Origin of the sequence: Mesorhizobium sp. 131-2-1 (assembly GCF_016756535.1) — a bacterium.
Classification (GTDB): Bacteria; Pseudomonadota; Alphaproteobacteria; order Rhizobiales; family Rhizobiaceae; genus Mesorhizobium.
Genome location: NZ_AP023247.1, coordinates 1,313,143 through 1,336,776, shown reverse-complemented (window position 1 = coordinate 1,336,776; position 23,634 = coordinate 1,313,143). Strand labels below are relative to the sequence as shown.

Below are 23,634 nucleotides of genomic sequence, written 5' to 3'. Positions count from 1 at the left end.
ATATGCATCGCAGGACAATTCTTCAGCTTGGCGTCGCCTGCCTGGCGCTTGGCATCGCCTCGCCGACCCTTGCCGACCCGATGGCCGACGCCAAGGCGGTCGTCGACAAATATGCCAGCAAGGTCGAGAAGTGGGACGGGCCGACGACGGGGCCGAAGGGGGCTGCGGGCAAGACCATCGTCGTGCTTGGCGCCGACATGAAGAACGGAGGCATTCTCGGCGTCACCAAGGGCGTCGAGGAAGCCGCGGCGGCACTCGGCTGGACGGTCAAGACGCTTGACGGCGCCGGCTCGATCGGCGGCCGCACGGCCGCCTTCGGCCAGGCGCTGGCGCTCAATCCCGACGGCATCATCATCAACGGCTTCGACGCCGTCGAGCAGAAGCCGGCGATGGAGCAGGCGAAGGCGGCCAAGATCCCGATGGCGGCATGGCATGCGGCACCCACGGTCGGCCCGATCGACGACCTTGGCATCATCGCCAACGTCTCGACCGATCCGATGGAAGTGTCGAAGGCGGCGGCCGACTGGGCCTTCGTCGATGCCAAGGGCAAGCCCGGCGTCATCATCTTCACCGATTCCACCTATCAGATCGCCATCGCCAAGGCGGACCGGATGAAGAAGGAGGTCGAGGATCTCGGCGGCAAGGTGCTCGAATATGTCGACACGCCGATCGCCGAGACTTCGCAGCGCATGCCGCAGCTCACCACCTCGCTGCTGCAGAAATACGGCGACGCCTGGACCCATTCGCTGGCGATCAACGATCTCTATTTCGACTTCATGGGCCCGTCGCTGGCGGCCGCCGGCAAGTCGGGCACCGACGCGCCGATCAACGTGGCGGCAGGCGACGGCTCGGAATCGGCCTACCAGCGCATCCGCTCCAGCCAGTTCCAGAAGGTGACGGTTGCCGAGCCGCTGAACCTGCAGGGCTGGCAGCTCGTCGACGAGCTCAACCGCGCCATGGCCGGCGAAAAATGGTCGGGCTACATCTCGCCGCTGCATGTGGTGACGTCGGACAATGTCGAGTTCGATGGCGGTCCGGACAACCGCTTCGACCCCGGCAACGGCTACCGCGACGAATACAAGAAGATCTGGGGCAAATAAGCTTCGGCAGCATCTTTCAGAACGGCCAAGGGCCGGCGGTCATCCCGCCGGCCCTTGGTTTTTTCAAGAGCATTCAAGCCGTGTGGCGCACGATCACTTTCGGCGTCATGCCGACGACGACCCGGTCGTCGCCCGCGCGGCGGCCGTTGAGCAGGTCGAGCACCAGCTCGGCGACGCGGATGCCGATCTCATGCGCTCCGACATCGATCGTGGTGATCGACGGCACCGACTGCTCGGCAAGATCGTAGGCGCCGAAGCCGGCGATCGCGACGTCGTCGGGAACGCGGATGCCGCGCCGCACGCATTCCATCAGCGCTCCGAAGGCTGAGAGATCCGACACGCACATCACCGCCTGGGTGTCCGGCCAGCGCGAGATCATCTCGACCATGGCGGTGGCGCCCTCGCGCATCGAGATCGGCGGCACGCCGGAGGCAATCACGCGCGAGGCGTCGAGGCCGCGGTCCTGCAGCGCAGCGATGAAGCCGCGGCGCCGGTCGAGGCCGCGCGTGTCGCGCGAGGTGTCGCCGCCGATGAAGCCCAGCCTCGAATAGCCGCGCGCGACGAAATGATCGACCATCAGCCGTCCGGCGTCCGCGTTGGAGAAGCCGACGACATGGCCGATCGGGTCGCTGGGCAGGTCCCAGGTCTCCACCACCGGCACGCCGGCATTGGCCAGCATCTTGCGGCAGCGCGGCGTGTGCCGGCCACCCGTGACGATGATCGCTTCCGGCCGTCGCTGCAGCAGCTGTCCGACCAGGCGCTCTTCCTCCTCGACATTGTAGTCGGTGAAGCCGAGCAGGATCTCCAGCCCGCTGTCGCGCAGTCCCTCGGTCATGCCGCGCACCGTGTCGGCGAAGTTGGCGTTGTTGATCGATGGTATCGTCACCGCGACGAAGCCGGAGCGCCGCGACGAGAGATTGGCGGCGATGCTGTCGAAGACATAGCCGAGCTCTTCCGCCGCTTGCATGATGCGGTCGCGCGTGTCCGCGCTGACCGAGGCGTCGCGCTTGAAGGCGCGCGAAACGGTCATCGTCGAGACGTTGGCGCGATGCGCGACATCGGCCATCGTCGGGCGTTTGGGCGAAGACTGCATGGCCGTACGTTATCGATATCACAGCGGAATGCAACGCGCCGCCGACGCTTATGCAAAGGCGATCTGCACCTTCATCGCCCGGCTCCGATCATTGGCGAGCTCGAAGCCCGACAGGGCCTCGTCGAAGGACACCGTGTGGGTGATCAGCGGCTTGACGTCGATCAGTCCCTTGCACATCAGCTCTACGCCCACCGCGAATTCCGGGTGGAATCGGAACGAGCCATTGATCGACAATTCCTTGGCGGTAACTGCCGACATCGGCAGCGCCATCTCGGCGCCGCCGAGGCCGAGTTGCACGATAATGCCGCGCGGGCGCGTCGCCGCGATGCCGTGCGCCAGCGCCGCCGCGGCACCCGAACATTCATAGAGGACATCGAACGTCCCCTTGTCGGCGAGATAGGGCGCCAACCCCTCGGGATCGGTGTGGGTGTTGATTGCCTTGTCGGCGCCGGCGCGGCTGGCCATCGCCAGGGTGAAATCGGTGATGTCGACGGCGACGATCTCGGCGGCGCCGGCGCGCCGCGCGCTGAGGATTGCCAACAGGCCGATCGGCCCGCAACCGGTCACCAGCACGCGCTTGCCGAGCATCTCGCCGGCCCGGCGCGTGGCGTGAAGACAGACCGCAAGCGGTTCCGCCATTGCCGCCTCGGCCGCGCTCAATCCGTCAGCCGGCACGCATTGCGGCGCGTCCGCCACCAGCATTTCCCGGAACGCGCCCTGAATGTGCGGGAACGGCATGGCGCTGCCGTAGAAGCGCATGTTGAGGCACTGGTTGTGCATGCCCTCGCGGCAATAGCGGCAGCTGTAGCAGGGCCGCGACGGCGAGACGGCGACCAGTTGGCCGCGCTCCAGCCCGCTGACGCCAGGTCCGATCTTTTCGATCACACCGGAGACCTCATGGCCGAGGATCATCGGCTCCTTCAGACGCACCGTTCCGAAGCCGCCGTGATTGTAGTAGTGCAGGTCGCTGCCGCAGATGCCGCCGGCGGCGAGACGCAACAGCACCTGGCCCGGCCCCGGCTCCTCGACCGGGCGGTCCTCAATGCGCAGATCCTTGGCGGCGTGGATGACGATCGACTTCATGACGGGCGGACTCCTCGAGCAATTCCAGGAAAAGTGTGTGACGGTTGGGCTCGGCGACTTCGCCGTAGCCTTCCGTCCGGGATTGCATAAGCCAAATCTAGAGCACGGGTGTGAGCAGCGGCTGGCCGGCAAAATGAGCGGCAAGGTTGTCGCGCACCAGCTTGCCCATCGCCATGCGCGTTTCCACCGTGCCCGATGCATGGTGCGGCTGCAGCAGCACATTGTCGAGCGCGAGGAAGCGTGGATTGAGCTTCGGCTCGCCCTCGAACACATCGAGCGCGGCCGAGCCGAGCACCTTGTTCTCGAGCGCGTCGAGCAGCGCGTCCTCATCGATGTTGGACGCGCGCGAGATGTTGATCAGCATGCCTTCCTCGCCAAGCGCCGCGATCACGTCCCGGTTGACGATGTGACGCGTCGCGGCGGAGGCGGCAAGCGTCACGAAGAGGAAGTCCGAACGTCGGGCCAGCGCGACCGGATCGGCCACGAATTCCCAGCCCGAGGCGAAATCCTTAGGCGCGACGTCGCTGTAGGCGATGTCCATGCCGAAGCCGGCAAGACGCTTGGCCACCTCATAGCCGATACGGCCGAGGCCAAGCACGCCAGCCCGCCTGCCCCAGACGCGGCGTTTCAGCGGATAGAGCCCCTTGGCCGCCCAGCTGCCGTCGCGCACCCAGCGCTCCGCGCCGATCATGCCGCGCGACATACACAGCATCATGGCGATGCCGAGATCGGCGACGTCGTTGGTCAGCACGTCCGGCGTGTTGGTGACGCGCACGCCCCGCTCCCGGCATGCCGCGAGATCGACCGCGTCGAAACCGACGCCATAGACGGAAACGACCTCGAGCGAAGGGCAGGCCTCGATCATGGCACGGTTCGCGCCAAGCTCACCGCGTGTGGCTATGCCGCGCACAAGCGGCCCGACCTCGGCGAGGAAAGACGGCTTGTCATCGGCAGCGAAGTAGCGATGCACCATGAACGCCTCGTTGAGCGGCTCCTCATCCCATGCGGGATAGGGTCCAACCTGAAGGATGTGAGGCCGCTGCATCGGTTTCGCTCCACTTGACTTGACAACATATGTTATCGATAACATAAAGCGCACAGCGACGAGAGGCAATCGGGAAAATGTCGTCCACCTTGTTCAATCTCACCGGGCGCACAGCGCTCGTCACCGGCTCCTCGCAAGGCATCGGCTTTGCCTTGGCCAAAGGCCTGGCCGAAGCAGGCGCCAAAGTGGTCCTCAACGGCCGAGACGAGGCGAAGCTGAGTGCCGCGGCCAGCCAGATTCCCGGCGCCACGAGCCTCGCCTTCGACGCGACCGGCCATGACAAGGTGCGGGCGGCCATCGATGCTTTCGAGCGCGCCGGCGGGGCGATCGACATCCTCGTCAACAATGCCGGCATGCAGTTCCGCACGCCGCTCGAGGATTTTCCCGCCGACGCCTTCGAGCGCCTGCTGCAGACAAATGTCGCCAGCGTCTTCCATGTCGGCCAGGCCGTGGCCCGGCACATGATCGGGCGCGGCCGCGGCAAGATCATCAACATCGCCAGCGTCCAGACGGCGCTCGCCCGCCCGGGCATCGCGCCCTACACGGCGACCAAGGGCGCCGTCGGCAACCTCACCAAGGGCATGGCGACGGATTGGGCGAAACACGGGCTGCAATGCAACGCGATAGCGCCCGGCTATTTCGACACGCCGCTCAACGCGGCCCTCGTCGCCGACCCGGCATTCAGCGCGTGGCTGGAAAAGCGGACGCCTGCCGGCCGCTGGGGCAAGGTCGAGGAACTGGTCGGCGCCTGCGTCTTCCTGGCCTCCGACGCATCATCCTTTGTCAACGGACACATTCTCTATGTCGATGGCGGCATCACGGCTTCGATCTGATCCTCCGCCTCGCATGGTGGTCATGGGCGTCACCGGTTCGGGCAAGACGACGGTCGGCGAGGCGCTCGCGCATGCGATCTCGGCGACATATGTCGATGGCGACCGACTGCATCCGCAGGCCAACATCGCCAAGATGAGCGCCGGCATTCCGCTGGACGATGCCGACCGTTGGCCATGGCTGGCCAAGGTCGGCGAGACGCTGCGGCAGCGGCCCGCGCCGGTCATCGTCGGCTGCTCGGCGCTCAAGCGGGCCTATCGCGATTTCATCACCGAGCGGGCTGGCGCACCGGTGCTGTTCATCTATCTCAACGGTTCGCGCGAGCTGATCTCGAAACGCATGCATGAGCGCACCGGCCACTTCATGCCCACCAGCCTGCTCGACAGCCAGTTCGCGACGCTGGAGGTGCCGGGCGAGGACGAGAACGCGATGGCCGTGGCGATCGACGCGCCGCTCGACCAGATCGTCGCCGACATAGCAGCCAAATTCGGGGAACGACCAACATGACCAACAAAGTCGCATTGATCGGCGCCGGCGCCATGGGCGGAGCGATCGGCGAGCGCCTGCTCGCCACCGGCAATCGCCTCGCCGTGTTCGACCTCGACAAGGCCAAGGTGGCAGCGCTGGTCGCCAAGGGCGCGACCGCCGTGACGAGCGCGGCCGAAGCGGCCGCGGCGGCCGACTACGTGATCCTAAGCCTCAATTCCGCGCCGATCGTGCGCCGCGCGGTGTTCGGCGACAGCGGCGTGGCTGCAGGCGCCAAGCCGGGCACGCTGATCATCGACATGTCGTCCATCGATCCCGACGCGACCCGCCAGTTGGCCGCCGACGCCAGCGAGAAGGGTTTGCGCTGGGTCGACAGTCCGCTCTCCGGCGGCGCGCCGAAGGCGCTGATCGGCGCGTTGACGCTGATGGCCGGCGGCGAGGAGGAGGACGTCGAGGATGCCCACACCGTGCTGCGCGACGTCGCGGCCAATTACACGCACATGGGTCCGGCCGGCGCCGGCCAGACGACCAAGCTGATCAACCAGGTGCTGTGCGCGCTGAATTTCATGGCCGTGGCGGAGGCGACCCGGCTGGCGCTCGACGCCGGCGTCGACGCGCTCAAGATCCCGCAGGCACTGCAGGGCGGCCGCGCCGACAGCGCCATCCTGCAGGAATACCTGCCGCGCTTCGCCACCCGCGACTATCGCCGCACCGGCCGCATCGACAACATGGTGAAGGACCTCAACGCCGCGCAGGACCTGGCGCGGCGCACGCACACGGCGATGCCGCTGACGGCGCTCTGCGCCGAGGTGCACCGGCTGCTGACCGCCGCCGGACTGGGCGGCGAGGACCAGGCCGCGCTGATGGAATTCTTCCAACGCAAAGAGGACGGCAAATGATCACGCGCTACGCACTGTTCGAAGGTAAGGTGAAAGACGGCCAGACGGAGGCGTTCCGCAAGGAAGTGATCGACACGGTCCTGCCCAAATGGAAGGCCTTTCCCGGCGCGCTCGACGTGCGCGTCTCCTTTGCCGAGAAGCGCGACGACGGCGCGCCGGAATTCCCGATGATCCTGGCGATCAACTACCGCGACATGGCGGCCGTCGACGCCGCCCTTGCCAGCCCCGCCCGCGCCGAATCGCGCGCCGCGACCGAAGCGGTCCTGGCCAGATACTTCGAGGGCCGCATCCACCACCACGTCACGATCGCCAACGAGTTTCCCCTGGCGGACAATTGACGGCATCGACATGACGCCTACGGCTCCATGGCGGGCGGGCGGCCTTGCTGAAGGAGGCGGCGACATTCGTGGCGACCCGCAACAACCGACCGGCGGAGACCCTCGCCTATTTGCCCGCTTTCGGATTTACCGGAAGAACAGCGACGGTCGGTGCTCGGGGTGGCTCTTGGGAGACTTGCGGAGGTTCGGCGGTCGGCGAATCGGGAGCCTTTGGTCCGCCGGCTGAAAGACTGACCGAAATCGCGAAAACGCGCCACTCGCGATTGACGGGCTCGTAGAGCAGTTCGAAGTTGACCTGCATCGGCGTCGACGGGAAGAAGCCGGCCAGGTGCAGTTTGCCGCCGGGCTCGATCTGCGGCAGCAAGGTGAGCTGAGGGTCAAGCACGACGAGACCGGCAAGATCCAGCCTTTGCTGTCGCTGCCACGCGAAGATTTCCGCCAGCCTCGCCGCCGTGTTCACCTGAAAGCTGGGAGAGCCGAGATCGCGCAGGACCGAGTAATTTCCCGTCTTGTTGGCCTGGTCGAGCGCCAGCATCACCGATTTCACGAGGATCAGAACGCCATTCCGATCGATATCGGCGGGTCGCGGTCTGGCGGCTTCGCCCGTGGCGGCCACGCGGGAGGATTTCGGCGCGGCCGCCGGTTCACGCTGCGCCTGCCCGAAAGCGGCAGTTGCCGACATCACGGCCAGGGCGCAGAACGCAGCCGCAACGATCGGATGGCTCCGGCTCTTCCAGCTTTTCAAGCAAGACCGCTGCAATCGTCATATCCTCCTGTCGCCGAAATCGTTCGTCTTCGTGCGCAAGCGTGGACGAGCGCACCATCGACGCTCGTCGGCCGCTTCTTTGAGCGCGGCCCGCGTGGGGGGAATATCAGGGATCAGAACTCGCCCTGGAGGCCCAGCCGCGCGCCATGATTGCTGCCGCCGCCATAGGCGTAGCCCCCCGTGATGGCCAGCGGAAAATCTGTATTGAAACGATGTGCGAAGGAAGCACCGCCGGCAAATTCACCCCTGAACGTCGCGACATTGGTCGCCCAGCTTGTGCGCCCCGGCGCCGACGGCATGGGGGCGGTCGTCATTGCCATGGCCGCCGCGATGCCCTGGCGCGCCTCCTGCTGCGATTTCCCGACGGCGCCCTCGAGGGCGCTGACCCGCCCGTCGAGCGCGCCGATCGAGTCCGGACCGTACATGGAGGTGCCGAGATTGCCGAAGCTGTCTGTGGTGACGAAGTTGGTGGTGCCGATCTGCGCCGCGTTGCTCGCCGCCGACGGCAGGCCGGCCAGCGTGTAGGTGTTGGAGCCCGTCCCGATGGCAACCTGGTCGGCCCGCGTCGTTGCCACGCCCGCACCGATCGCCGTGGAGTTTTCATGGCCGGCGTTCGCTTCCGCGCCGAAGGCGGAGGCATTGTCGGCCGTTGCCGAACTGCCTCCACCCGTTGCGGTGCTGTGATCGCCCGTTGCATGGCTGCTCACGCCCGTGGCGGCGCTGGCAAAGCCCGTCGCCCGGCTCTCCACACCAGTGGCCGTGCTATTGGCACCCGTTGCTTGGCTATTCATACCCGTGGCAGTGCTGGCATCGCCCGTTGCCTGGCTGAGCACGCCCGTGGCGGTGCTATTAAAGCCCGTCGCCTGGCTATTCATACCCGTGGCGGTGCTGTCAAAGCCCGTTGCCAGGCTATTCGTGCCGGTGGCGCTGCTGCTTATGCCGGTAGCTTGGCTGTTTACGCCCGTAGCGGTGCTGTTCTCCCCCGTTGCCTGGCTGTTTACGCCCGTGGCAGTGCTATTGACGCCCGTCGCCTGGCTGTTTACGCCCGTAGCGGTGCTGCTCTCGCCCGTTGCCTGGCTGGCCGTGCCTGTGGCGGTGCTATTGACGTCCGTCGCCTGGCTGGCGGCGCCCGTAGCGGTGCTGTTCTCGCCCATCGCTTTGCTGAACGCGCCTGTAGCGGTACTGTTCTCGCCCGTCGCTTGGCTGGCCGCACCGGCGGCGGTGCTGTGGGTGCCCGTCGCGTCGCTGGCCGTGCCCGTGGCGGTGCTGGCGAAGCCCGTCGCCTGGCTGTTTACGCCCATAGCGGTACTGTCCTCGCCCGTTGCCTGACTGCCCGCACCCGCAGCGGTGCTGTAATTGCCCGTTGCCTGGCTGGCCGCGCCCGTGGCGGTGCTGGCATAGCCCGTTGCCTGGCTGCCGTTGCCGATCGCGGTGCTGGAGACGCCCGACGCAACGCTGCCAGTGCCGCAAGCGACCGAAGAAGGCCCGCTGTCCGTACCCGATCCGCAGTTATCCGCCCTGGCTTCGGAGATCGGCAAAGCGCCGCCGAGGCCGATGAGCAGCAGGCTCGCCAGGGACACGCAGGACAGAAGGCGAAAACCCAGCGCCGTCGCTTCGGGCCGCCTGTCGCGAACCGCAATAGACGGCGCGAGCAGGCTTTCGATCTTTGAAACTTTCATTCAGGTACCCCCGGAAATCATAGGCCAACAACGGCCTGGACCGAGGGACACCACAGCCGGCGCCGGTTCGTCTTGACGCCAGGCGACTCCGACCTTGGCACCAGGCGACCTCTTGCCGACATCGCGTTAGGATGTGCTCAAATTGCTGCACTTTCAATGCGCTAGACGGGCGGCAACGGCTTGACGCAAGGCGGTCGGGCCACAATAGTCGCCCAACGACAGTTCGGATCGATCCATGACAGCCCAAGCGGCTCAGCCTGCTCCCGTAATCAAGATTTCGACTGAGGACCTGCCGGACGATCATCGCGTCTCGGCAATGCGCGATTATCTCAACGAGACGATGCAGATGGAGGTAAGCCCGCTCGATGCGGACAGACCGATCCAGTATGCGGCGGCGCTGCGCCTGGCTCCGGGCGCCGGTTGGGGGACCGCATTCTCCTCCGCCGTCGCGTCAACGCGCACCACGCGACTGGTCAAGGATGGCAGTGACGATCTGATCCTGGCTATGCCTGACGCCCCGATGACCATCGAGGTTCCAGGCCGCGAGGGCATGCACGTCCAGCCGGGTGACGCAATCCTGCTTTCGCAGGCAAGGGAGATGCGCATCGTCCTTCAAGAGACCAGCCGCACCTGGGCGCTGCGCGTGCCGCATCGTGCAATCGCGCAGATGGTGCCACGACTCGGCTCGGCGCCGGTCATGGCTATCCGGCAGGGCACGCCGATGCTGTCGCTGCTCAGGAGCTATGGCGGGTTGCTCGAAACCGATCCGCTGGCAGGCGAGGCCGCGCAACAGCTGGCCGCGCGGCATCTCCAGGAGATGATGGCCCTGGTCATCGGCGCATCGGCCGATTTTCGGGAACAGGCCGAACTCGGCACGGTGGCAGCCGCCCGGCTGCAGATGGTCAGGGCCGAGATCGCCGGCCACCTGGGCAACACCAACCTCAACCTCGAATGGATCGCCGCACGGCAGAAGGTCACGCCCCGGCATCTGCAGCGGCTGTTCGCATGCGAAGGCACGAGCTTCTCGGATGTCCTGCGGCAGGCCCGTGTCGCGCAGGCTCGCGCCATGCTCGAGGATCCGCGCAATTCCGGCCGGTCGATCCTGTCGATCGCACTCGAATGCGGCTTCCCCGAAGCCTCGGCGCTGAACCGGGCGTTCCGGCGCGAGTATGGCCTAGCCCCTGGCGAAGTCCGCTGGGGAGCCCAGGGGAAGTGACCTGGAGGGTCGAACGCTACCATTCGTCAGATCGCCATCCTGCCTCGCCGTGCGGCGGGATTGGTGGCGACCCGCAACAACTGACGCCAACCAATCCAGATGCAGAAACCGTTTCCGGAATTTGTCCACGTTGCACTGCCTTGCTTGAAGCCGCCTGATCGTCGCGAAACAGATGGGCTCGCTATCTGACCTTGACGACGACCTTGCCCTTGGCGCGTCCTGTTTCGACGTAGGCCAGAGCCTCGTTGGTCGCCTCAAATGGAAAGACCCGATCCACAACCGGGCGGATCGCTCCGGACTCGATAAGGGAGGTGATCTTGCTCAGCTGATCACCCTGCGCCCACATGAAAAGGAACGAAAACCCCACGCCCCGGCGCCTGGCCTTGGTCCGAATATTGCGACTGAGCAAGCGCAGTAGCATCCTCAGCGCCAGGTTCAGTCGCTTTTCCCTTGCAAATTCCGGATCCGGCGGACCGGAGATGGAGATGAGCTTCCCACCCGGTTTTAGCACAGCCAGGGACTTTTCAAGCGTCTTGGCGTCCTGGCTGTTCAAGACGACGTCGTAGCCAGACAGAACTTTCTCGAAGTCATCTTTCCTGTAGTCGATGACGAGATCGGCGCCGAGACGCTTGAGCAGATCGGCGCTCGCTGCGCTCGCGGTTGTCGCAACAGACGCGCCGAGATGCTTTGCCAGCTGGATGGCGAATGTCCCGACGCCGCCCGAACCGGCCTGAATGAAGATCTTCTGCCCCTTCTTCAGGCCTGCCCGTTCAATGAGCGTCTGCCAGGCGGTGAGACCAACCAGGGGGATCGAGGCCGCTTCCTCCATGCTGAGGTTCTTGGGCTTCAAGGCGACGTCAGCTTCGTCCATGGCGATGAGTTCGGCAAATGCCCCGATCCGGCCATCGCGCGGCCGCGCATAGACATCGTCGCCGAGTTTGAACTTGCGGACTTTCGACCCCACGCGGATCACTTTCCCGGCCACGTCGTGGCCGAGGATGAAGGGCCGGCGATAGGGCAGGATGAGCTTGAACTCTCCGGTCCTGACCTTGGAATCCAAAAGGTTGACCGCAGCGGCATGGATCTCGACCAGGACATCGCCGTCCCCGAGCTGCGGCTCGGGCATGTCGGCCAGCCGCAGGATGCCGTTCTTGTTATACTTATCGACAACGAATGCCTTCATGGCAGCTACTTTCTCAAAGTGAATTGGTGTCGCAAGTGCGTGCCTCTGCGCCCGCCAGTCGTTCAGACTGGTAGGCGAAACTGCTTGCGCAAGGTCTTGTCGAACATCTCCGCGGGGGCGAAGCGGCGCAGCATGCTGACCTGGCGCGCTGCCTTGCCAGCGGTATAGCGTCGTCGCGGACGGGCATCGGTCGCGGCCTTGACGACCACATCCGCCACCACTTCCGGCCGATCGGCTTTGGGCATCACATCGCGAAGCAGCGCGCCGACCCCGGCGCGAGCCAGATCGTATTCCTTCAAGACGGAATCCGGCTCGATCCCATTCTGGTCGAAGACGGTACGCACGAATGCCGGCTCGATCACCGAAACGCGTACATTGAAGGCACGAACCTCGTGATCGAGCGACTCCGAATAGCCCTCGAGCGCGTGTTTGGCCGCCGAGTAGTGGGCTGAATACGGCGCAGGGACGAGGCCCAGTATCGAGCCGATGTTGACGATGCGCCCTCCGCCACGCCTCCGCATCGACGGCAACACCGCATTGGTCATCCGCATGACGCCGAACAGATTGACGTCGAACAGGGTCTGAACCTGGGCGACCGAGGACTCCTCGGCACCTCCAAGCAGGCCGACACCGGCATTGTTGACGAGGAGATCGATCCGGCCGGTCTGCGAAAGCACCGTGGAAACAAGCACGTCGACCGAGCCAACGTCCGTCACGTCGCAGGCCAGCATGGTCACCCCATCCGGGCCGTCGCTTCCGTGGCGGCGACTTGTCCCAAAGACAGTGAAACCCGCCCGCGCCAAGGCCTCCGCGCTGGCGCGGCCAATGCCCGACGAGGCTCCGGTCACGATCGCGGTTTTTCCGGAATTCGCTTTCATTTTCGATGCTCCAGGTTCACAGGCTCTAGCTTGTTTTCAACGATTGGATTATGATTGTAATATCAGATTATGATCATAATGCAATAGAGATTCTGGAAGGAGTGACCATGCGCTATGAAAAGGGCCGAAAGGACGCATCGCGTGGCCGGATCATGGAGGTCGCCGCCGAACGCTTTCGATGCGACGGCATCGCCGCGTCCGGTCTGGCAAAAATCATGAGCGACGCAGGTCTGACGAACGGGGCCTTCTATCCCCACTTCCAGTCCAAGGCGGCGCTTGTCCGTGAGACCGTGGCGGCAGCTCTGGAGGATCAGTCGGAGCAGATCCAGGAAGCATTGGCCGCAGGCGGCCTGACAATGGCCATAGACGCCTATCTGTCGGCGGCGCACCGGGACAATCCCGGCAAGGGCTGCGCATCTGCCGCCCTGTTGCCGGAAATCGCACGTGAGCCATCCGAAACGCGTCAGCTCTATACCGAGCGCTTGCTGACCCTGCTGCGCCAGGTGTCGGCGAAATTGCCGCGGACCCGGGATCCGGAGGGCGTTGCGTTCGGCATCTTCGCCACCCTCATTGGCACGCTTCAGATGGCGCGCGCGGTGGAGGGGACGGAATTGTCGGATCGCATCCTGGCGGCAGGGGCCGATGCGGCGCGCACGCTGATCCAGCCGCTCGAGGATGAAAAGGCAAGCTAGAGGTTCGATTGTCGTACCGCAAAGCTGTCGCCCATCGGATAAGCGACCGCCCGCGCGAACGAAATTTTAATGTAAATCAAGCGTAATCCCGAACATTAAAATTGTGCGTATGTGTTGGGGTTGCGCATGCCGGAATATTCTTCCTTCATCCGGTCGATCCGGGTTCGTTATCTGTCTGGTTTGCTGATCTTCGCGCTGGCTTCCACAGCGGTCATGTTCGCGCTGAACCGCGTCAACTCCTTTCGTCATGACATCGACGCGCTGAGCGGCAATCTGGTCATCTTCGGCCGCGACCTGCGCAACGCCACCAATTTCGCCGAGACGACCGGCACGACCTGGCGCGCCGAGACGCGCGATGGCCTGGTGGCGTCGGCGCGCGGCCATTCGGAACGGCTTTCCGGCGAGATCGAGACCCTCACCGCCAGGCTCGCCGAGCTGAGGCCGCGCCTGTCGAAGAACAGCCTCAACGAGCTCGATTCGGCGTCCGTGAACGGCGACCTGTTCTGGTCGGCGCGCGACATGGTGCGCAACTTCAACCTGATGTCGGTGGCGCGGAAGGTCGACGAATGGAGCTACCGCGAGATCCGCAACCAGAACGACCTATTTGCGCAGCCAATGCTGGTCCGCGTCCGCACCGCCATGGACAATGAGCGTCATCTGGCCGACGCGGCCGGCGACAGGCTGCTTCTGTGGGCAAGCGGCTTGTTGTTCGCGGTGCTTGCCATCGTCGCTCTCTGGGTCTTCCGGCCGATGGAGACCGCGATCCGCCGCGCCTTTGCCGAGACCGCGGCATCGCTGTTCAAGGCCGAGGCCGCCGACCGCGCCAAGTCCGAATTCCTGGCCAATATGAGCCATGAGATCCGCACGCCGATGAACGGCGTGCTCGGCATGGCCGAGCTTCTGGCCAAGACCGAATTGACGACGCGCCAGAAGACCTTCACCGACGTCATCGTGAAGTCCGGCAATGCCTTGCTCACCATCATCAATGACATCCTCGACTTCTCCAAGATCAACGCCGGCCAGATGATGCTCGACCCCGCGCCCTTCCGTCTGACCGAGGCGGTCGAGGACGTGGCAACGCTGGTGTCGGCACGCGTCGCCGAAAAGAACATCGAGCTCATCGTCCGTGTCGATCCGCGGCTGCCGTCCTTCGTCGTCGGCGATGCCGGGCGCTTCAGGCAGATCGTCACCAACCTGGTCGGCAACGCTGTGAAATTCACCGAGAAGGGCCACGTGCTGGTCGATGTCGGCGGCGAGGTGATGGACGGCGTCGTCCAGCTCAAGGTTCGTGTCGAGGATACCGGAATCGGCATTCCGGCCGAGAAGCTGCAGAGCGTGTTCGAGAAATTCGCGCAGGTCGACGGCTCCTCGACGCGCCGCCATGAGGGCACCGGCCTTGGCCTGGCGATCGCTGCCCGCCTCGTCGATCTGATGGGCGGCAAGATCGGCGTCGAGAGCGAGATCGGCCGCGGCTCGGTCTTCTGGTTCGCCGTGCCGCTGCCGGCACACAGCCAGGACGCGCGTGACGAGATCGTGCCTGTCGACGTCACCGGTGCGCGCGTGCTTGTCATCGACGACAACCCCGTCAACCGCGAGATCCTTCTGGAACAGTTGCGGAGCTGGAGCTTCGACTGCGCCGCCGCCGAAAGCGGCGCCGTCGGCCTTGCCTTCCTCGACCGCGCCAGCCAGCTCGGCGCCGCTGTCGACTGTATCATCCTCGACTACCAGATGCCGGGCATGAGCGGCGCTGACGTTGCCAAGGCCATTGCCGCCGACAGCCGCATGTCGGCCATTCCGGTAGTCATCCTGACCTCGGTCGACCAGGTCGATTTCGGCAAGATGGTCATCGATTTCGGCATCGCCGCCCATCTGACCAAGCCGGCACGCTCGGCCGTCCTGCTCGGCACCGTCATCTCGGTCATCCAGAAGGCCCGCTCCCAGGTTGGCAAGGCACACTTCGTTCGCGAGGCGGTCGCGCCAAAAGCAGCGCCCGCGCCGGCTTTCACCGTCATTCGCGGTCCGGCCATGCCGGCGCCCGCCGCGCCGGAACCGGCGGCCGCGTCGAACGGCCCGATCGACATCCTGATCGCCGAGGACAATGACGTGAACCAGCTCGTCTTCGGCCAGATCCTCAATGGGCTCGGCCTCAGCTACCGCATCGCCGGCAACGGCCGCACGGCGGTCGAGATGTACAAGGCGCTGCGGCCCAGGCTGATCCTGATGGATGTCTCCATGCCGGAGATGAACGGCTACGAAGCCACCGGCGCCATTCGCCAGATCGAACGCCAGAGCGGCAGCCACACGCCGATCATCGGCGTCACCGCCCACGCGCTGAAGGGCGACCGCGAAAAATGCATCGAGGCCGGCATGGACGATTATCTGCCGAAGCCGATCTCGCCCGACCGCCTCGGCAGCAAGATCGGCACCTGGCTTAGCGAGACGGTGGCGGTGAAGACGGCTTGAGGGGGCGTTGAGGAACTCGTCGCAACGACCGCTGTTGAGTTCCTTCGCGCCCCCCTCTGCCCTACCGGGCATCTCCCCCACGAGGGGGGAGATCGGCAGTTCCGGCGCCTGGCTCATTCCTGCAGCGGTGGCGATTGGCGAAAGCGGAGGTGACGGCCAATCTCCCCCCAAGTGGGGGAGATGTCCGGCAGGACAGAGGGGGGCGCTGTCCCGCCAGCGTCTCCAGAGAGCCCTTTGCTAGCGACTTACCGGTTGCGCACAACGATACAGGCGCCGCCGACGCTGTGCAGCTTGCCGCAGATGCCGTCGGCCTCGACCCGGCTGTCGGCGCCGATGCGGACTGCGTAGATACCGCGCCGGCCGATCGGCGTGCGCACCCGGCTGACCACCGGATCGTGGTTGGAAAGCAGCGTCGGGAAGCGGCTCCTCACCCTCAGCCACTGCCCGACGGCGGCGCTGCGGCGGAAATTGCCGGCCACCTGCACGCCCCAGGGCTTGACGTTGATCGAGGCCATGGCAACCGTTTGCGACATGATCACCGGCAGCTTGCGGCAGGCGGCGGCGAAGCTTGCCTTGGTATCGAGCGGTTCGATCTTGCCGGCATAGGATGCGTCCGCAAACTTGTCGACCGGCTCGCCCATCACGTCGAACACATAGCTCTCGGTCTCCATCGGCAGGAAGCCGCCGGAGCCGAGCCAGCGCGACACGCGGTTCTCGCCGGCATTGTAGGCGGCGGCGGCCAGGCCGAGATTGCCGTAGCTGACCTTCATTTCGGCGAGGTATTTCGCCGAGGCGGGAATCGCCTGCTCGATGTCGAAAGGATTGGCCAATCCCCGCATCTTTGCCGTGCCCGGCATGAACTGGGCAATGCCTTCGGCGCCGACGGGACTCACCGCATTGGGATCGAACCGGCTCTCCTTCCAGATCAGCCGGGCGAAGAAATCTTTGGGCAGGCCGTTCCCGACGGCATGCGCCTCGATCAGATTGCAGACCTTGTCGATCAGCCGCTGCTTGGCGGACGGCGGCGGAACGGCCTGTGCCGTTGCGGCCCAGCCCAATCCGCACAACAGGATCAGCGTCGCCCTGAGGAAACGCCGCATCGGATCTACTCCGCGGCGGCTTTGCCGCGGCCGTATCGCTGCTCGATATAGTCGGCGACCATCTTCTCGAAATCCTGGGCGATCGAAGGACCGCGCAAGGTCGCCGCCTTTTTCCCGTCGACGAACACCGGCGCCGTCGGCGTCTCGCCGGTGCCGGGCAGCGAAATGCCGATATCGGCATGCTTGGATTCGCCGGGACCGTTGACGATACAGCCCATCACCGCGACCTTGAGGTTTTCCACGCCCGGATATTTCTCGCGCCAAACCGGCATGTTCTTGCGCAGATCCGCCTGGATGTTCTGGGCGAGTTCCTGGAACACCGTCGAGGTGGTGCGGCCGCAGCCGGGGCAGGCCGCCACGATCGGCACGAACTGGCGGAAGCCCATGGTCTGCAGCAGTTCCTGCGACACCTGCACCTCGCGCGTGCGGTCGCCGTTCGGCTCCGGCGTCAGCGAGATGCGGATCGTGTCGCCGATGCCTTGCTGCAGCAGGATGCCCATGGCGGCAGACGAGGCGACGATGCCCTTCGTGCCCATGCCGGCCTCGGTGAGGCCGAGATGCAGCGCATGGTTGGAGCGGGTGGCAAGCTCGGCGTAGACGGCGATCAGGTCCTGCACGCCGCTGACCTTGGCCGACAGGATGATCTTGTCGCGGCCAAGGCCGATCTCCTCGGCCATTTCGGCCGACAGGATCGCCGACTGCACGATCGCCTCGCGGGTGACCTCCTGCGCGGTGAGCGGAAAGCCTTGCGCCTGGTTCTCGTCCATCAGCCGCGTCAGCAGCTCCTGGTCGAGCGAGCCCCAGTTGACGCCGATGCGCACCGGCTTGTCATACTTGATCGCCATCTCGACGATCGCGGCGAACTGGCGGTCCTTCTTGTCCTTGAAGCCGACATTGCCGGGATTGATACGGTATTTCGCCAGCGCCTCGGCGCAGGCCGGATGATCGGCAAGCAGCTTGTGGCCGATATAATGGAAATCGCCGACCAGCGGCACGTGGACGCCGAGTCGCGCCAGCCGGTCGCGGATGGCGGGCACGGCCGCCGCGCTCTCGTCACGGTCGACGGTGATGCGCACGATCTCGGAACCGGCGCGGTGCAGCGCCGCGACCTGGGCGACCGTCTGGTCGACATCGGCGGTGTCGGTGTTGGTCATCGACTGCACGACGACCGGCGCGCCGCCGCCGACGACCACGCCACCGACGGAAACGCCGACCGATGTCCGGCGCGGGAAGGGAGAAGAAAAATATCCGGTCATGCCGGCCGCCTTTTGTTCAGAGCATTGCATGCTCAAGGGTCCGAGCATGAGGTGGAGGAGCAAAGATGGCTTGTCAATGGCAACGGGCGGACGAAAGGCCGCAAGCAGGCGGACGGCGATGGACCGCTGCAGCGCAGCGATCGCACCGCCGGGCCGATCCGACTCCGCCGGGATGAATGGGGGTTGCCGCAAGCGAATCCGGCCAGTCGGCGCCTCCCGGCGCCACAAACGGCCGCAAACAGCCATCGGATTCAAAAAAAGGAAACATCTCCGGTGACAGGACTGCCACCGGAAAGATGATTGCGCGCCGAAGGTGGCGCGGCTTCGCTAGAGGAGCGTCAGTGCGTCGTCGGCTTCGCCTTCAGTTTTTCAATCTCGTCCTTGATTGCCAGCTTGCGCCGCTTGAGATTCACGATTTCGAGGTCGTCGACCGACGGATGGTTCATCGCATCGGTGAGCTCGCGCTCGATATCACCGTGTTTCCGCTGCAACTCATCAAGATGGGATGCAAGAGACATGATTGGTTCTCCCTTTCATGGTTTCCTCGATTGCAGCCGCCAAAGTGCGCCCACCGCCAGTCCGCATCTGTGACAGCACCATGACACTTTGCCACCAACCAATCCCGATGTCGAATACCCAGTGGTAGCATTCCACGACAATGTGAAATGTGATAAGAGCGGCGCGCCGGTTGTCAAACTCCACCGGTCCCGCCCATCAGGCCCATCTCTTGGGCGCCGCAGACGTGCAGACGGTAACGAATGTCCGAACAGGAACAGGCTGACATCCGCCTCGAATATTCCCGCCTGAAGCAGGAACACGCCGATTTCGACGCCGCCATCAACGCGATGATCGCCACCGGCTGCGATCCCCTGCAGATCCAGCGCATGAAGAAGAAGAAGCTGTTCCTCAAGGACAGGCTGATGGCGCTGGAAGATCGTATAATCCCCGACATCATCGCCTGAAGGAAGGCCTGACGCGGTTCGGACGGTTCATCCCGGCATCGATAGCCGCGCCGCGCGCTGGCGCAGCAGGGCAAGCAGCCCGCCGGTCTTTTCATCGGACGTGTCGATTGGAACCACCAGGCACATCGTCGCCTCGACCTTGCCTGCCGCCGAGAACACGGGCGCGGCCAGGCACTTGGTATAGGCATCGACAAGTCCTGAGGTGATGCAATAGCCAGCCAGCCCGGCGGTCGCGATATCGGCAATGAAATCGTCGAGCCGCAACCTGCGTCCGTCCGGCAGCACCAGATCGTCCTCGGATATCATGCCCTCGATATCGGCTCTTTCGAACCGGGCCAGAAGCAGACGCCCCGATGCCGTCCACGGCAGCGGTATCTGCAGGCCGGTGGCCGAGCTGATGCGGAACGGCCTCGTGCCGGGACTGGAATGGACGATGGTGTAGCGGCCGCTTTGCAGCATGCACAATTCGGAGGTCTCGCCCGTCTCGCGCGACAGGTTGTCGACTTCCTGGCGGCCCCTTCTCAAGAGGTCGTTGCCGCGCACATAGTCCATTCCATAGAGGTAGAGCTTTTTGCCGAAATAGACCCGGTTGCCGTCGCCGGCCATTTCCAGAAGTCCTGCGTCCACCAGCGAACGCACCAGCGTATAGGTGGTCGAACGCGGCGCGTTCAGCCCTTTGGCTAGATCGCCGATGCCGATCGCGCGCTGCGTTCTGTGCAGGTACTCCAGAATCTCCAGCACCCGGTTGAGGCCCTTCTCGCGGGAAACCTTGTCCTCGCTCGCACCCTGCCGATCCATGACGCCATTGCCGTCTTGCATTGCTGATTCCCGGTGTTAGTATCTGTCTTGTACAAGATACAACTGTCTTTTGTAAGAGACAATCTGAAAAGACATTGGATCTCAAGGGGAACACAACACGAAAGGAGGTCGCCGTGAACGACACATCCAAAAGGCGTGAATTTCTGAAACTGGGAATGGCTGGACTGGCAACGGCTGGCGTGATGAGCGTGGCGGCGACGGTCGACGCGAAGAAGGCGGCCGCGCAGGCAGCGCCGGAGAGCTTGCTGCGCACCGTGCTCGATCGCGGCAAGCTGATCGTCGGCACCGGCAGCACCAATGCGCCCTGGCATTTCGAGAACGATGCCGGCGAACTGGTCGGCATGGACATCACCATGGGCCGGATCCTGGCCAAGGGCCTGTTCGACGACCCGACCAAGGTCGAGTTCGTCATGCAGGACCCGGCGCAGCGCATTCCGAACGTGACCACCAACAAGGTGGACATCACCATCCAATTCATGACCATGACGGCCCAGCGCTCGCAGCTGATCAACTTCTCGCGGCCCTACTATGTCGAAGGCGTCGCCCTGCTGACGCTGCCTTCGGCCGAAAACAAGACATTCGACAAGCTGCTCGCCGGCGGTTCGGCAACACGCATATCCATCCTGCAGAACGTCGATGCCGAGCAGAATGTGCACCTCGTCCTGCCGCAGTCACAGGTGATGCAGATCGATACCCAGGCCAACGTGCTGCAGGCGCTGGAATCGAAGCGCGTCGACGCGGCCGCCGTCGATCTCTCGACGGTCCGCTGGCTCGCCTCGCGCAATCCCGACAAATACTTCGATGCCGGCAAGAGCTGGTTCTCGATGCTTTACGGCGCCGCACTGCGGCAAGGCGATCCCGACTGGCTGGCGTTCGTCAACACGACCTTCGCGACCGCAATGTTCGGTCATGAAACGGCGCTCTACGACGCCGCGTTCAAGGACTATTTCGGGTTGGAGCCGCCCGCGCGCCATCCCGGTTTTCCGGTCATCTGACATCAGCCGGCGGAGGGGCGGCAAATGCCCTTCCGCCTCTTTCCTCGACAATGCATGTTGCCCAAAGCGCAATTTTGGGCACCGGCGTGAGAGACATAGCGCATGGGCTACGCGCTCAATTTCAACCTGATCTGGCGCCATTTCGACAAGCTGTGGGGCGGGCTACTGCTCAGTCTCGAGCTTGCCGTGATCTCGATCGCCATCGGCGTCGTCATCGGCCTGGTGCTGGCGGTCTGGTATGTCTCGGCCGGCCGCGTCGTGCGGGCGATCATCGCCGGCTATGTCGAGTTCATCCGCAACGTGCCGCTGATCCTGCTCGTCTATCTGGTCTTCTACGGCCTGCCGACGGTGATCGACCTCGCCTACAGCGCGCCGACCTCGTTTGTCCTGACACTATCGGTCTATAGCGGCGCCTACCTGGTCGAGGTCTTCCGTTCCGGCCTCGAAGCCGTCCCGCGTGGCCAGCTCGATGCCGGCAAGGCCATCGGCCTGACCCCATGGCAGCGGCTGCTCCACGTGCGCCTGCCGACGATGCTGCGCATCACCCTGCCGGCGCTGTCCAACACCTTCATCTCGCTGTTCAAGGACACCTCGATCGCTTCCGTTATCTCGGTGCCCGAGCTCACCTACGGCGCCCAGTGGATCAACTTCAACACCTTCCGCATCGTCGAGGTCTATCTGGTGACGACCGCAATGTATCTGGTGACCGGCTATGCGCTGCTGTTCGCGCTGCGGCTGGTCGAACGCCGGTTCAGGGCGGCGCGCTGACATGCTGAGCCAGATCCTCTACGCCGTGCCGTTCCTCGCAGAAGGCTTCGCCGTGACCCTGTGGGTGTCGCTGCTGGTCGTCGTGTTTTCGCTCATCGCCGGCGTCGCGCTCGGTGTCGGCCTGGTCTATGGCCCCGTCCCGCTGCGCTGGGCGGTGCGCATCTTCAGCGACACCATTCGCGGCATCCCGATCCTGGTGCTGATGTTCTTCGTCTACTACGGCCTGCCCGCGATCGGGCTTCATTTGCAGTCCTTCTGGGCCGCGGTGCTGGCGCTGACCCTGTTCAAGACGGCGCAGGTCGTCGAATATCTGCGCGGCGCCGTCGCCTCCATCCCCAAGGGCCAGTCCGAAGCGGCAATGGCGATCGGGCTGACCTTCCGTCAGCGGCTGACCTACGTCATCTTTCCGCAGGCTTTCAGGCGCTTCCTGCCACCCTGGATCAATGGCGTCACCGACGCGGTCAAGGGCAGCGCGCTGGTCTCGCTGCTCGGCATCACCGACCTGATGCAGGCTATCAACCAGGTCATCGGCCGCACCTATGAAGCGATGCCGCTCTATATCCTCGGCGCGCTGGTCTATTTCGCGGTCAACTACGCCCTTTCGCTCGCCAGCCGGCGGCTGGAACGGCGCTTCTCCTTCATTAGGGAATAGCATGATGTCCGACGCCTCGAACGCCAGTCCCGCGCTGCTCGAAGTCCGCGATGTCTCCAAGGCCTTCGGTTCCGTCGCCGTGCTGCGCTCCGTCAGCCTTGAGGTGACACGCGGCGAGGTGGTGACGGTCATCGGCCCGTCCGGCAGCGGCAAGACCACGCTGCTGCGCTGCGTCAACTTCCTCGAAAGCTACGACAGCGGCTCGATCCGTATCGACGGCAAGGAGGTTGGCTACCGCGAGGCCGGAACGCGCCAGCGCCGCGGCGAGCGCGATCTCGCCGCCATGCGCGCCGAGACCGGCATGGTGTTCCAGGGCTTCAACCTGTTCCCGCATCTGACGGCGGCCGGCAACATCATGCTCGGCCTCACCAAGGTGCGGAAGAAGAGCGAGGCCGAGGCGCGCTCGATCGCCGAGCACTGGCTCGGCCGCGTCGGCCTCGCCCACAAGGCCGACAGCTTGCCGGCCGAGCTTTCCGGCGGCCAGCAGCAGCGCGTCGGCATTGCGCGCGCCGTGGCGATGGAGCCGAAGATCCTGCTTCTCGACGAAATCACCTCGGCGCTCGATCCGGAGCTGGTCGGCGAAGTGCTGGCCGTGGTGCGCAGCCTCGCCGAGGACGGCATGACCATGCTGATGGTGACGCATGAGATGGCCTTCGCCCGCGACGCCTCCAGCCGCATCGTCTTCATGGCCGATGGCGGGGTCAGCGCCGTCGGCCCGCCGAAGGAGATCCTGGCGGCGGAAACCTCCAACGAGCGCCTCCGCAGCTTCCTGGCGCGCTTCCGCGCCTCGCAGTTCTGACATCGGGCAGCGCAAGCTGTCGCAAGGAGCATTTGATGACGCCTTATATCCGGCTCGCCGAACTCGGCCTGAAACTGCCCGAGCCGCCGACGCCCATCGCCAACTTCGTCACCCATGCCGAGAGCGGCCGGCTGATCTTCCTCTCCGGCCAGGGGCCATTGCGCGCCGACGGCACGCTGTGCACCGGCAAGGTGGGCGAGGATGTGACGGTCGAGGAGGCCTACGAGCATGCCCGCCTCACCGGCCTCAACTTGCTCGCCGTCATGCATGCGGCCGCGGGCGACCTCGGCCGCATCGTGCGCGTCGTCAAGCTGCTCGGCTTCGTCAACGCCACGCCGACCTTCAGCGACCACCCGAAAGTGGTCAACGGCTGCTCCGATCTTTTCGCCAACGTCTTTGATAGGATCGGCGGGCACGCCCGCTCGGCCATCGGCGTCGGCTCGCTGCCGGGCAACATCACGGTCGAAATCGAGGCGGTTGTCGAAATCGCCTGACGTCTTTCCGAAATGGAGTTTCCAGAGATGACGATCT

The 23,634-nt window shown here is 64.8% G+C and carries 25 protein-coding genes; 14 read left to right on the top strand and 11 right to left on the bottom strand.

The annotated features are described in order from the left end of the window. The first annotated feature begins 2 nt into the window (after nt 1-2). On the top strand, nt 3-1,100 hold the full coding sequence (locus tag JG743_RS06520; RefSeq protein WP_202298997.1) for an ABC transporter substrate-binding protein: 1,098 nt from the start codon (nt 3-5) through the stop codon (nt 1,098-1,100). A gap of 73 nt (nt 1,101-1,173) precedes the next feature. On the opposite strand, the gene JG743_RS06515 is transcribed toward JG743_RS06520, so the two are convergent. From JG743_RS06515 to JG743_RS06505, 3 genes are all read right to left on the bottom strand, one after another. Further along, nucleotides 1,174-2,193: a LacI family DNA-binding transcriptional regulator gene (locus JG743_RS06515; protein ID WP_244673073.1), complete on the bottom strand. Its 1,020-nt coding sequence runs from the start codon at nt 2,191-2,193 to the stop codon at nt 1,174-1,176. A gap of 48 nt (nt 2,194-2,241) precedes the next feature. Next, nucleotides 2,242-3,276: an L-idonate 5-dehydrogenase gene (locus JG743_RS06510; RefSeq protein WP_202298996.1), complete on the bottom strand. Its 1,035-nt coding sequence runs from the start codon at nt 3,274-3,276 to the stop codon at nt 2,242-2,244. A gap of 97 nt (nt 3,277-3,373) precedes the next feature. Continuing rightward, nucleotides 3,374-4,321 carry a 2-hydroxyacid dehydrogenase gene (locus JG743_RS06505; RefSeq protein ID WP_202298995.1) on the bottom strand — a complete coding sequence of 316 codons (948 nt, stop codon included), beginning with the start codon at nt 4,319-4,321 and terminating at the stop codon, nt 3,374-3,376. Between the two features lie 77 nt (nt 4,322-4,398). Between JG743_RS06505 and JG743_RS06500 the strand changes: the two genes are divergently transcribed. The 4 genes from JG743_RS06500 to JG743_RS06485 are packed head-to-tail and all read left to right on the top strand — an operon-like array spanning nt 4,399 to nt 6,875. Continuing rightward, nucleotides 4,399-5,154, top strand: coding sequence for an SDR family oxidoreductase (locus tag JG743_RS06500; RefSeq protein WP_202298994.1), 756 nt, complete (start codon nt 4,399-4,401; stop codon nt 5,152-5,154). A gap of 13 nt (nt 5,155-5,167) precedes the next feature. Continuing rightward, the gene (locus JG743_RS06495) at nt 5,168-5,659 is read left to right on the top strand and encodes a gluconokinase (RefSeq protein WP_244673072.1); all 492 of its coding nucleotides are present in this window, start codon (nt 5,168-5,170) and stop codon (nt 5,657-5,659) included. Then, the gene (locus JG743_RS06490; RefSeq protein ID WP_202298992.1) at nt 5,656-6,537 is read left to right on the top strand and encodes an NAD(P)-dependent oxidoreductase; all 882 of its coding nucleotides are present in this window, start codon (nt 5,656-5,658) and stop codon (nt 6,535-6,537) included. Before JG743_RS06495 ends, JG743_RS06490 begins: the two co-directional genes overlap by 4 nt. After that, nucleotides 6,534-6,875, top strand: a complete 342-nt coding sequence (locus JG743_RS06485; RefSeq protein WP_202298991.1) for a hypothetical protein — start codon at nt 6,534-6,536, stop codon at nt 6,873-6,875. Before JG743_RS06490 ends, JG743_RS06485 begins: the two co-directional genes overlap by 4 nt. Nucleotides 6,876-6,981: 106 nt before the next feature. Here JG743_RS06485 and JG743_RS06480 read toward each other — a convergent pair whose 3' ends face one another. Next, on the bottom strand, nt 6,982-7,620 hold the full coding sequence (locus JG743_RS06480; RefSeq protein WP_244673071.1) for a hypothetical protein: 639 nt from the start codon (nt 7,618-7,620) through the stop codon (nt 6,982-6,984). 134 nt (nt 7,621-7,754) lie between these two features. After that, nucleotides 7,755-9,320, bottom strand: a complete 1,566-nt coding sequence (locus JG743_RS06475; RefSeq protein ID WP_202298990.1) for a DUF1720 domain-containing protein — start codon at nt 9,318-9,320, stop codon at nt 7,755-7,757. Between the two features lie 235 nt (nt 9,321-9,555). Here JG743_RS06475 and JG743_RS06470 point away from each other — a divergent pair, with 235 nt between their 5' ends. Then, entirely contained in the window at nt 9,556-10,536 is a 981-nt protein-coding gene (locus JG743_RS06470; protein ID WP_202298989.1) for a helix-turn-helix transcriptional regulator, read from the top strand. Nucleotides 10,537-10,717: 181 nt separating this feature from the next. On the opposite strand, the gene JG743_RS06465 is transcribed toward JG743_RS06470, so the two are convergent. Both JG743_RS06465 and JG743_RS06460 read right to left on the bottom strand, forming a co-directional pair. Beyond that, nucleotides 10,718-11,719, bottom strand: coding sequence for an NADP-dependent oxidoreductase (locus tag JG743_RS06465; RefSeq protein ID WP_202298988.1), 1,002 nt, complete (start codon nt 11,717-11,719; stop codon nt 10,718-10,720). Between the two features lie 62 nt (nt 11,720-11,781). Continuing rightward, the gene (locus JG743_RS06460) at nt 11,782-12,597 is read right to left on the bottom strand and encodes an oxidoreductase (RefSeq protein WP_202298987.1); all 816 of its coding nucleotides are present in this window, start codon (nt 12,595-12,597) and stop codon (nt 11,782-11,784) included. 107 nt (nt 12,598-12,704) lie between these two features. Between JG743_RS06460 and JG743_RS06455 the strand changes: the two genes are divergently transcribed. Next, nucleotides 12,705-13,289 (top strand): TetR/AcrR family transcriptional regulator, encoded by a 585-nt coding sequence (locus JG743_RS06455; RefSeq protein ID WP_202298986.1) that lies wholly within the window; start codon nt 12,705-12,707, stop codon nt 13,287-13,289. A 126-nt stretch (nt 13,290-13,415) separates the two neighbouring features. Next, nucleotides 13,416-15,752 carry a response regulator gene (locus JG743_RS06450; RefSeq protein WP_202298985.1) on the top strand — a complete coding sequence of 779 codons (2,337 nt, stop codon included), beginning with the start codon at nt 13,416-13,418 and terminating at the stop codon, nt 15,750-15,752. A 245-nt stretch (nt 15,753-15,997) separates the two neighbouring features. Here JG743_RS06450 and JG743_RS06445 read toward each other — a convergent pair whose 3' ends face one another. The 3 genes from JG743_RS06445 to JG743_RS06435 all read right to left on the bottom strand — a co-directional run bounded on the left by JG743_RS06445 (nt 15,998) and on the right by JG743_RS06435 (nt 18,626). Beyond that, a complete protein-coding gene (locus tag JG743_RS06445) occupies nt 15,998-16,852 on the bottom strand; it encodes a lytic transglycosylase domain-containing protein (RefSeq protein WP_202298984.1) in 855 nt (284 codons plus the stop codon). A gap of 5 nt (nt 16,853-16,857) precedes the next feature. After that, nucleotides 16,858-18,108, bottom strand: coding sequence for a flavodoxin-dependent (E)-4-hydroxy-3-methylbut-2-enyl-diphosphate synthase (gene ispG / locus JG743_RS06440; RefSeq protein ID WP_202298983.1), 1,251 nt, complete (start codon nt 18,106-18,108; stop codon nt 16,858-16,860). A 338-nt stretch (nt 18,109-18,446) separates the two neighbouring features. Then, on the bottom strand, nt 18,447-18,626 hold the full coding sequence (locus JG743_RS06435) for a YdcH family protein (protein ID WP_126057934.1): 180 nt from the start codon (nt 18,624-18,626) through the stop codon (nt 18,447-18,449). 240 nt (nt 18,627-18,866) lie between these two features. Between JG743_RS06435 and JG743_RS06430 the strand changes: the two genes are divergently transcribed. Further along, nucleotides 18,867-19,070 (top strand): YdcH family protein, encoded by a 204-nt coding sequence (locus tag JG743_RS06430; RefSeq protein WP_202298982.1) that lies wholly within the window; start codon nt 18,867-18,869, stop codon nt 19,068-19,070. 27 nt (nt 19,071-19,097) lie between these two features. On the opposite strand, the gene JG743_RS06425 is transcribed toward JG743_RS06430, so the two are convergent. Beyond that, nucleotides 19,098-19,889 carry an IclR family transcriptional regulator gene (locus tag JG743_RS06425; RefSeq protein ID WP_202298981.1) on the bottom strand — a complete coding sequence of 264 codons (792 nt, stop codon included), beginning with the start codon at nt 19,887-19,889 and terminating at the stop codon, nt 19,098-19,100. Nucleotides 19,890-20,002: 113 nt separating this feature from the next. Here JG743_RS06425 and JG743_RS06420 point away from each other — a divergent pair, with 113 nt between their 5' ends. The 5 genes from JG743_RS06420 (at nt 20,003) to JG743_RS06400 (ending at nt 23,597) form a co-directional block, all read left to right on the top strand. Continuing rightward, nucleotides 20,003-20,884, top strand: a complete 882-nt coding sequence (locus JG743_RS06420) for a transporter substrate-binding domain-containing protein (protein ID WP_202298980.1) — start codon at nt 20,003-20,005, stop codon at nt 20,882-20,884. Nucleotides 20,885-20,986: 102 nt separating this feature from the next. Beyond that, nucleotides 20,987-21,652 (top strand): amino acid ABC transporter permease, encoded by a 666-nt coding sequence (locus JG743_RS06415; RefSeq protein ID WP_202298979.1) that lies wholly within the window; start codon nt 20,987-20,989, stop codon nt 21,650-21,652. A gap of 1 nt (nt 21,653) precedes the next feature. Next, nucleotides 21,654-22,304, top strand: a complete 651-nt coding sequence (locus tag JG743_RS06410; RefSeq protein WP_202298978.1) for an amino acid ABC transporter permease — start codon at nt 21,654-21,656, stop codon at nt 22,302-22,304. Nucleotides 22,305-22,308: 4 nt separating this feature from the next. Next, nucleotides 22,309-23,103, top strand: coding sequence for an amino acid ABC transporter ATP-binding protein (locus tag JG743_RS06405; protein ID WP_202298977.1), 795 nt, complete (start codon nt 22,309-22,311; stop codon nt 23,101-23,103). 35 nt (nt 23,104-23,138) lie between these two features. Continuing rightward, nucleotides 23,139-23,597, top strand: a complete 459-nt coding sequence (locus JG743_RS06400) for a RidA family protein (protein ID WP_202298976.1) — start codon at nt 23,139-23,141, stop codon at nt 23,595-23,597. Nucleotides 23,598-23,634: the final 37 nt, after the last annotated feature.

What these genes read in the sequence shown, in the direction of transcription:
- JG743_RS06410 (WP_202298978.1), top strand. Translation starts at nt 21,654, where the DNA reads ATGCTGAGCCAGATCCTCTACGCCGTGCCGTTCCTCGCAGAAGGCTTC.
- JG743_RS06470 (WP_202298989.1), top strand. Translation starts at nt 9,556, where the DNA reads ATGACAGCCCAAGCGGCTCAGCCTGCTCCCGTAATCAAGATTTCGACT.
- JG743_RS06405 (WP_202298977.1), top strand. Translation starts at nt 22,309, where the DNA reads ATGTCCGACGCCTCGAACGCCAGTCCCGCGCTGCTCGAAGTCCGCGAT.
- ispG (WP_202298983.1), bottom strand. Translation starts at nt 18,108, where the DNA reads ATGACCGGATATTTTTCTTCTCCCTTCCCGCGCCGGACATCGGTCGGC.
- JG743_RS06460 (WP_202298987.1), bottom strand. Translation starts at nt 12,597, where the DNA reads ATGAAAGCGAATTCCGGAAAAACCGCGATCGTGACCGGAGCCTCGTCG.
- JG743_RS06455 (WP_202298986.1), top strand. Translation starts at nt 12,705, where the DNA reads ATGCGCTATGAAAAGGGCCGAAAGGACGCATCGCGTGGCCGGATCATG.
- JG743_RS06520 (WP_202298997.1), top strand. Translation starts at nt 3, where the DNA reads ATGCATCGCAGGACAATTCTTCAGCTTGGCGTCGCCTGCCTGGCGCTT.
- JG743_RS06515 (WP_244673073.1), bottom strand. Translation starts at nt 2,193, where the DNA reads ATGCAGTCTTCGCCCAAACGCCCGACGATGGCCGATGTCGCGCATCGC.
- JG743_RS06495 (WP_244673072.1), top strand. Translation starts at nt 5,168, where the DNA reads ATGGTGGTCATGGGCGTCACCGGTTCGGGCAAGACGACGGTCGGCGAG.
- JG743_RS06425 (WP_202298981.1), bottom strand. Translation starts at nt 19,889, where the DNA reads ATGCAAGACGGCAATGGCGTCATGGATCGGCAGGGTGCGAGCGAGGAC.
- JG743_RS06430 (WP_202298982.1), top strand. Translation starts at nt 18,867, where the DNA reads ATGTCCGAACAGGAACAGGCTGACATCCGCCTCGAATATTCCCGCCTG.
- JG743_RS06465 (WP_202298988.1), bottom strand. Translation starts at nt 11,719, where the DNA reads ATGAAGGCATTCGTTGTCGATAAGTATAACAAGAACGGCATCCTGCGG.
- JG743_RS06450 (WP_202298985.1), top strand. Translation starts at nt 13,416, where the DNA reads ATGCCGGAATATTCTTCCTTCATCCGGTCGATCCGGGTTCGTTATCTG.
- JG743_RS06415 (WP_202298979.1), top strand. Translation starts at nt 20,987, where the DNA reads ATGGGCTACGCGCTCAATTTCAACCTGATCTGGCGCCATTTCGACAAG.
- JG743_RS06475 (WP_202298990.1), bottom strand. Translation starts at nt 9,320, where the DNA reads ATGAAAGTTTCAAAGATCGAAAGCCTGCTCGCGCCGTCTATTGCGGTT.
- JG743_RS06485 (WP_202298991.1), top strand. Translation starts at nt 6,534, where the DNA reads ATGATCACGCGCTACGCACTGTTCGAAGGTAAGGTGAAAGACGGCCAG.
- JG743_RS06435 (WP_126057934.1), bottom strand. Translation starts at nt 18,626, where the DNA reads ATGTCTCTTGCATCCCATCTTGATGAGTTGCAGCGGAAACACGGTGAT.
- JG743_RS06400 (WP_202298976.1), top strand. Translation starts at nt 23,139, where the DNA reads ATGACGCCTTATATCCGGCTCGCCGAACTCGGCCTGAAACTGCCCGAG.
- JG743_RS06445 (WP_202298984.1), bottom strand. Translation starts at nt 16,852, where the DNA reads ATGCGGCGTTTCCTCAGGGCGACGCTGATCCTGTTGTGCGGATTGGGC.
- JG743_RS06505 (WP_202298995.1), bottom strand. Translation starts at nt 4,321, where the DNA reads ATGCAGCGGCCTCACATCCTTCAGGTTGGACCCTATCCCGCATGGGAT.
- JG743_RS06490 (WP_202298992.1), top strand. Translation starts at nt 5,656, where the DNA reads ATGACCAACAAAGTCGCATTGATCGGCGCCGGCGCCATGGGCGGAGCG.
- JG743_RS06510 (WP_202298996.1), bottom strand. Translation starts at nt 3,276, where the DNA reads ATGAAGTCGATCGTCATCCACGCCGCCAAGGATCTGCGCATTGAGGAC.
- JG743_RS06500 (WP_202298994.1), top strand. Translation starts at nt 4,399, where the DNA reads ATGTCGTCCACCTTGTTCAATCTCACCGGGCGCACAGCGCTCGTCACC.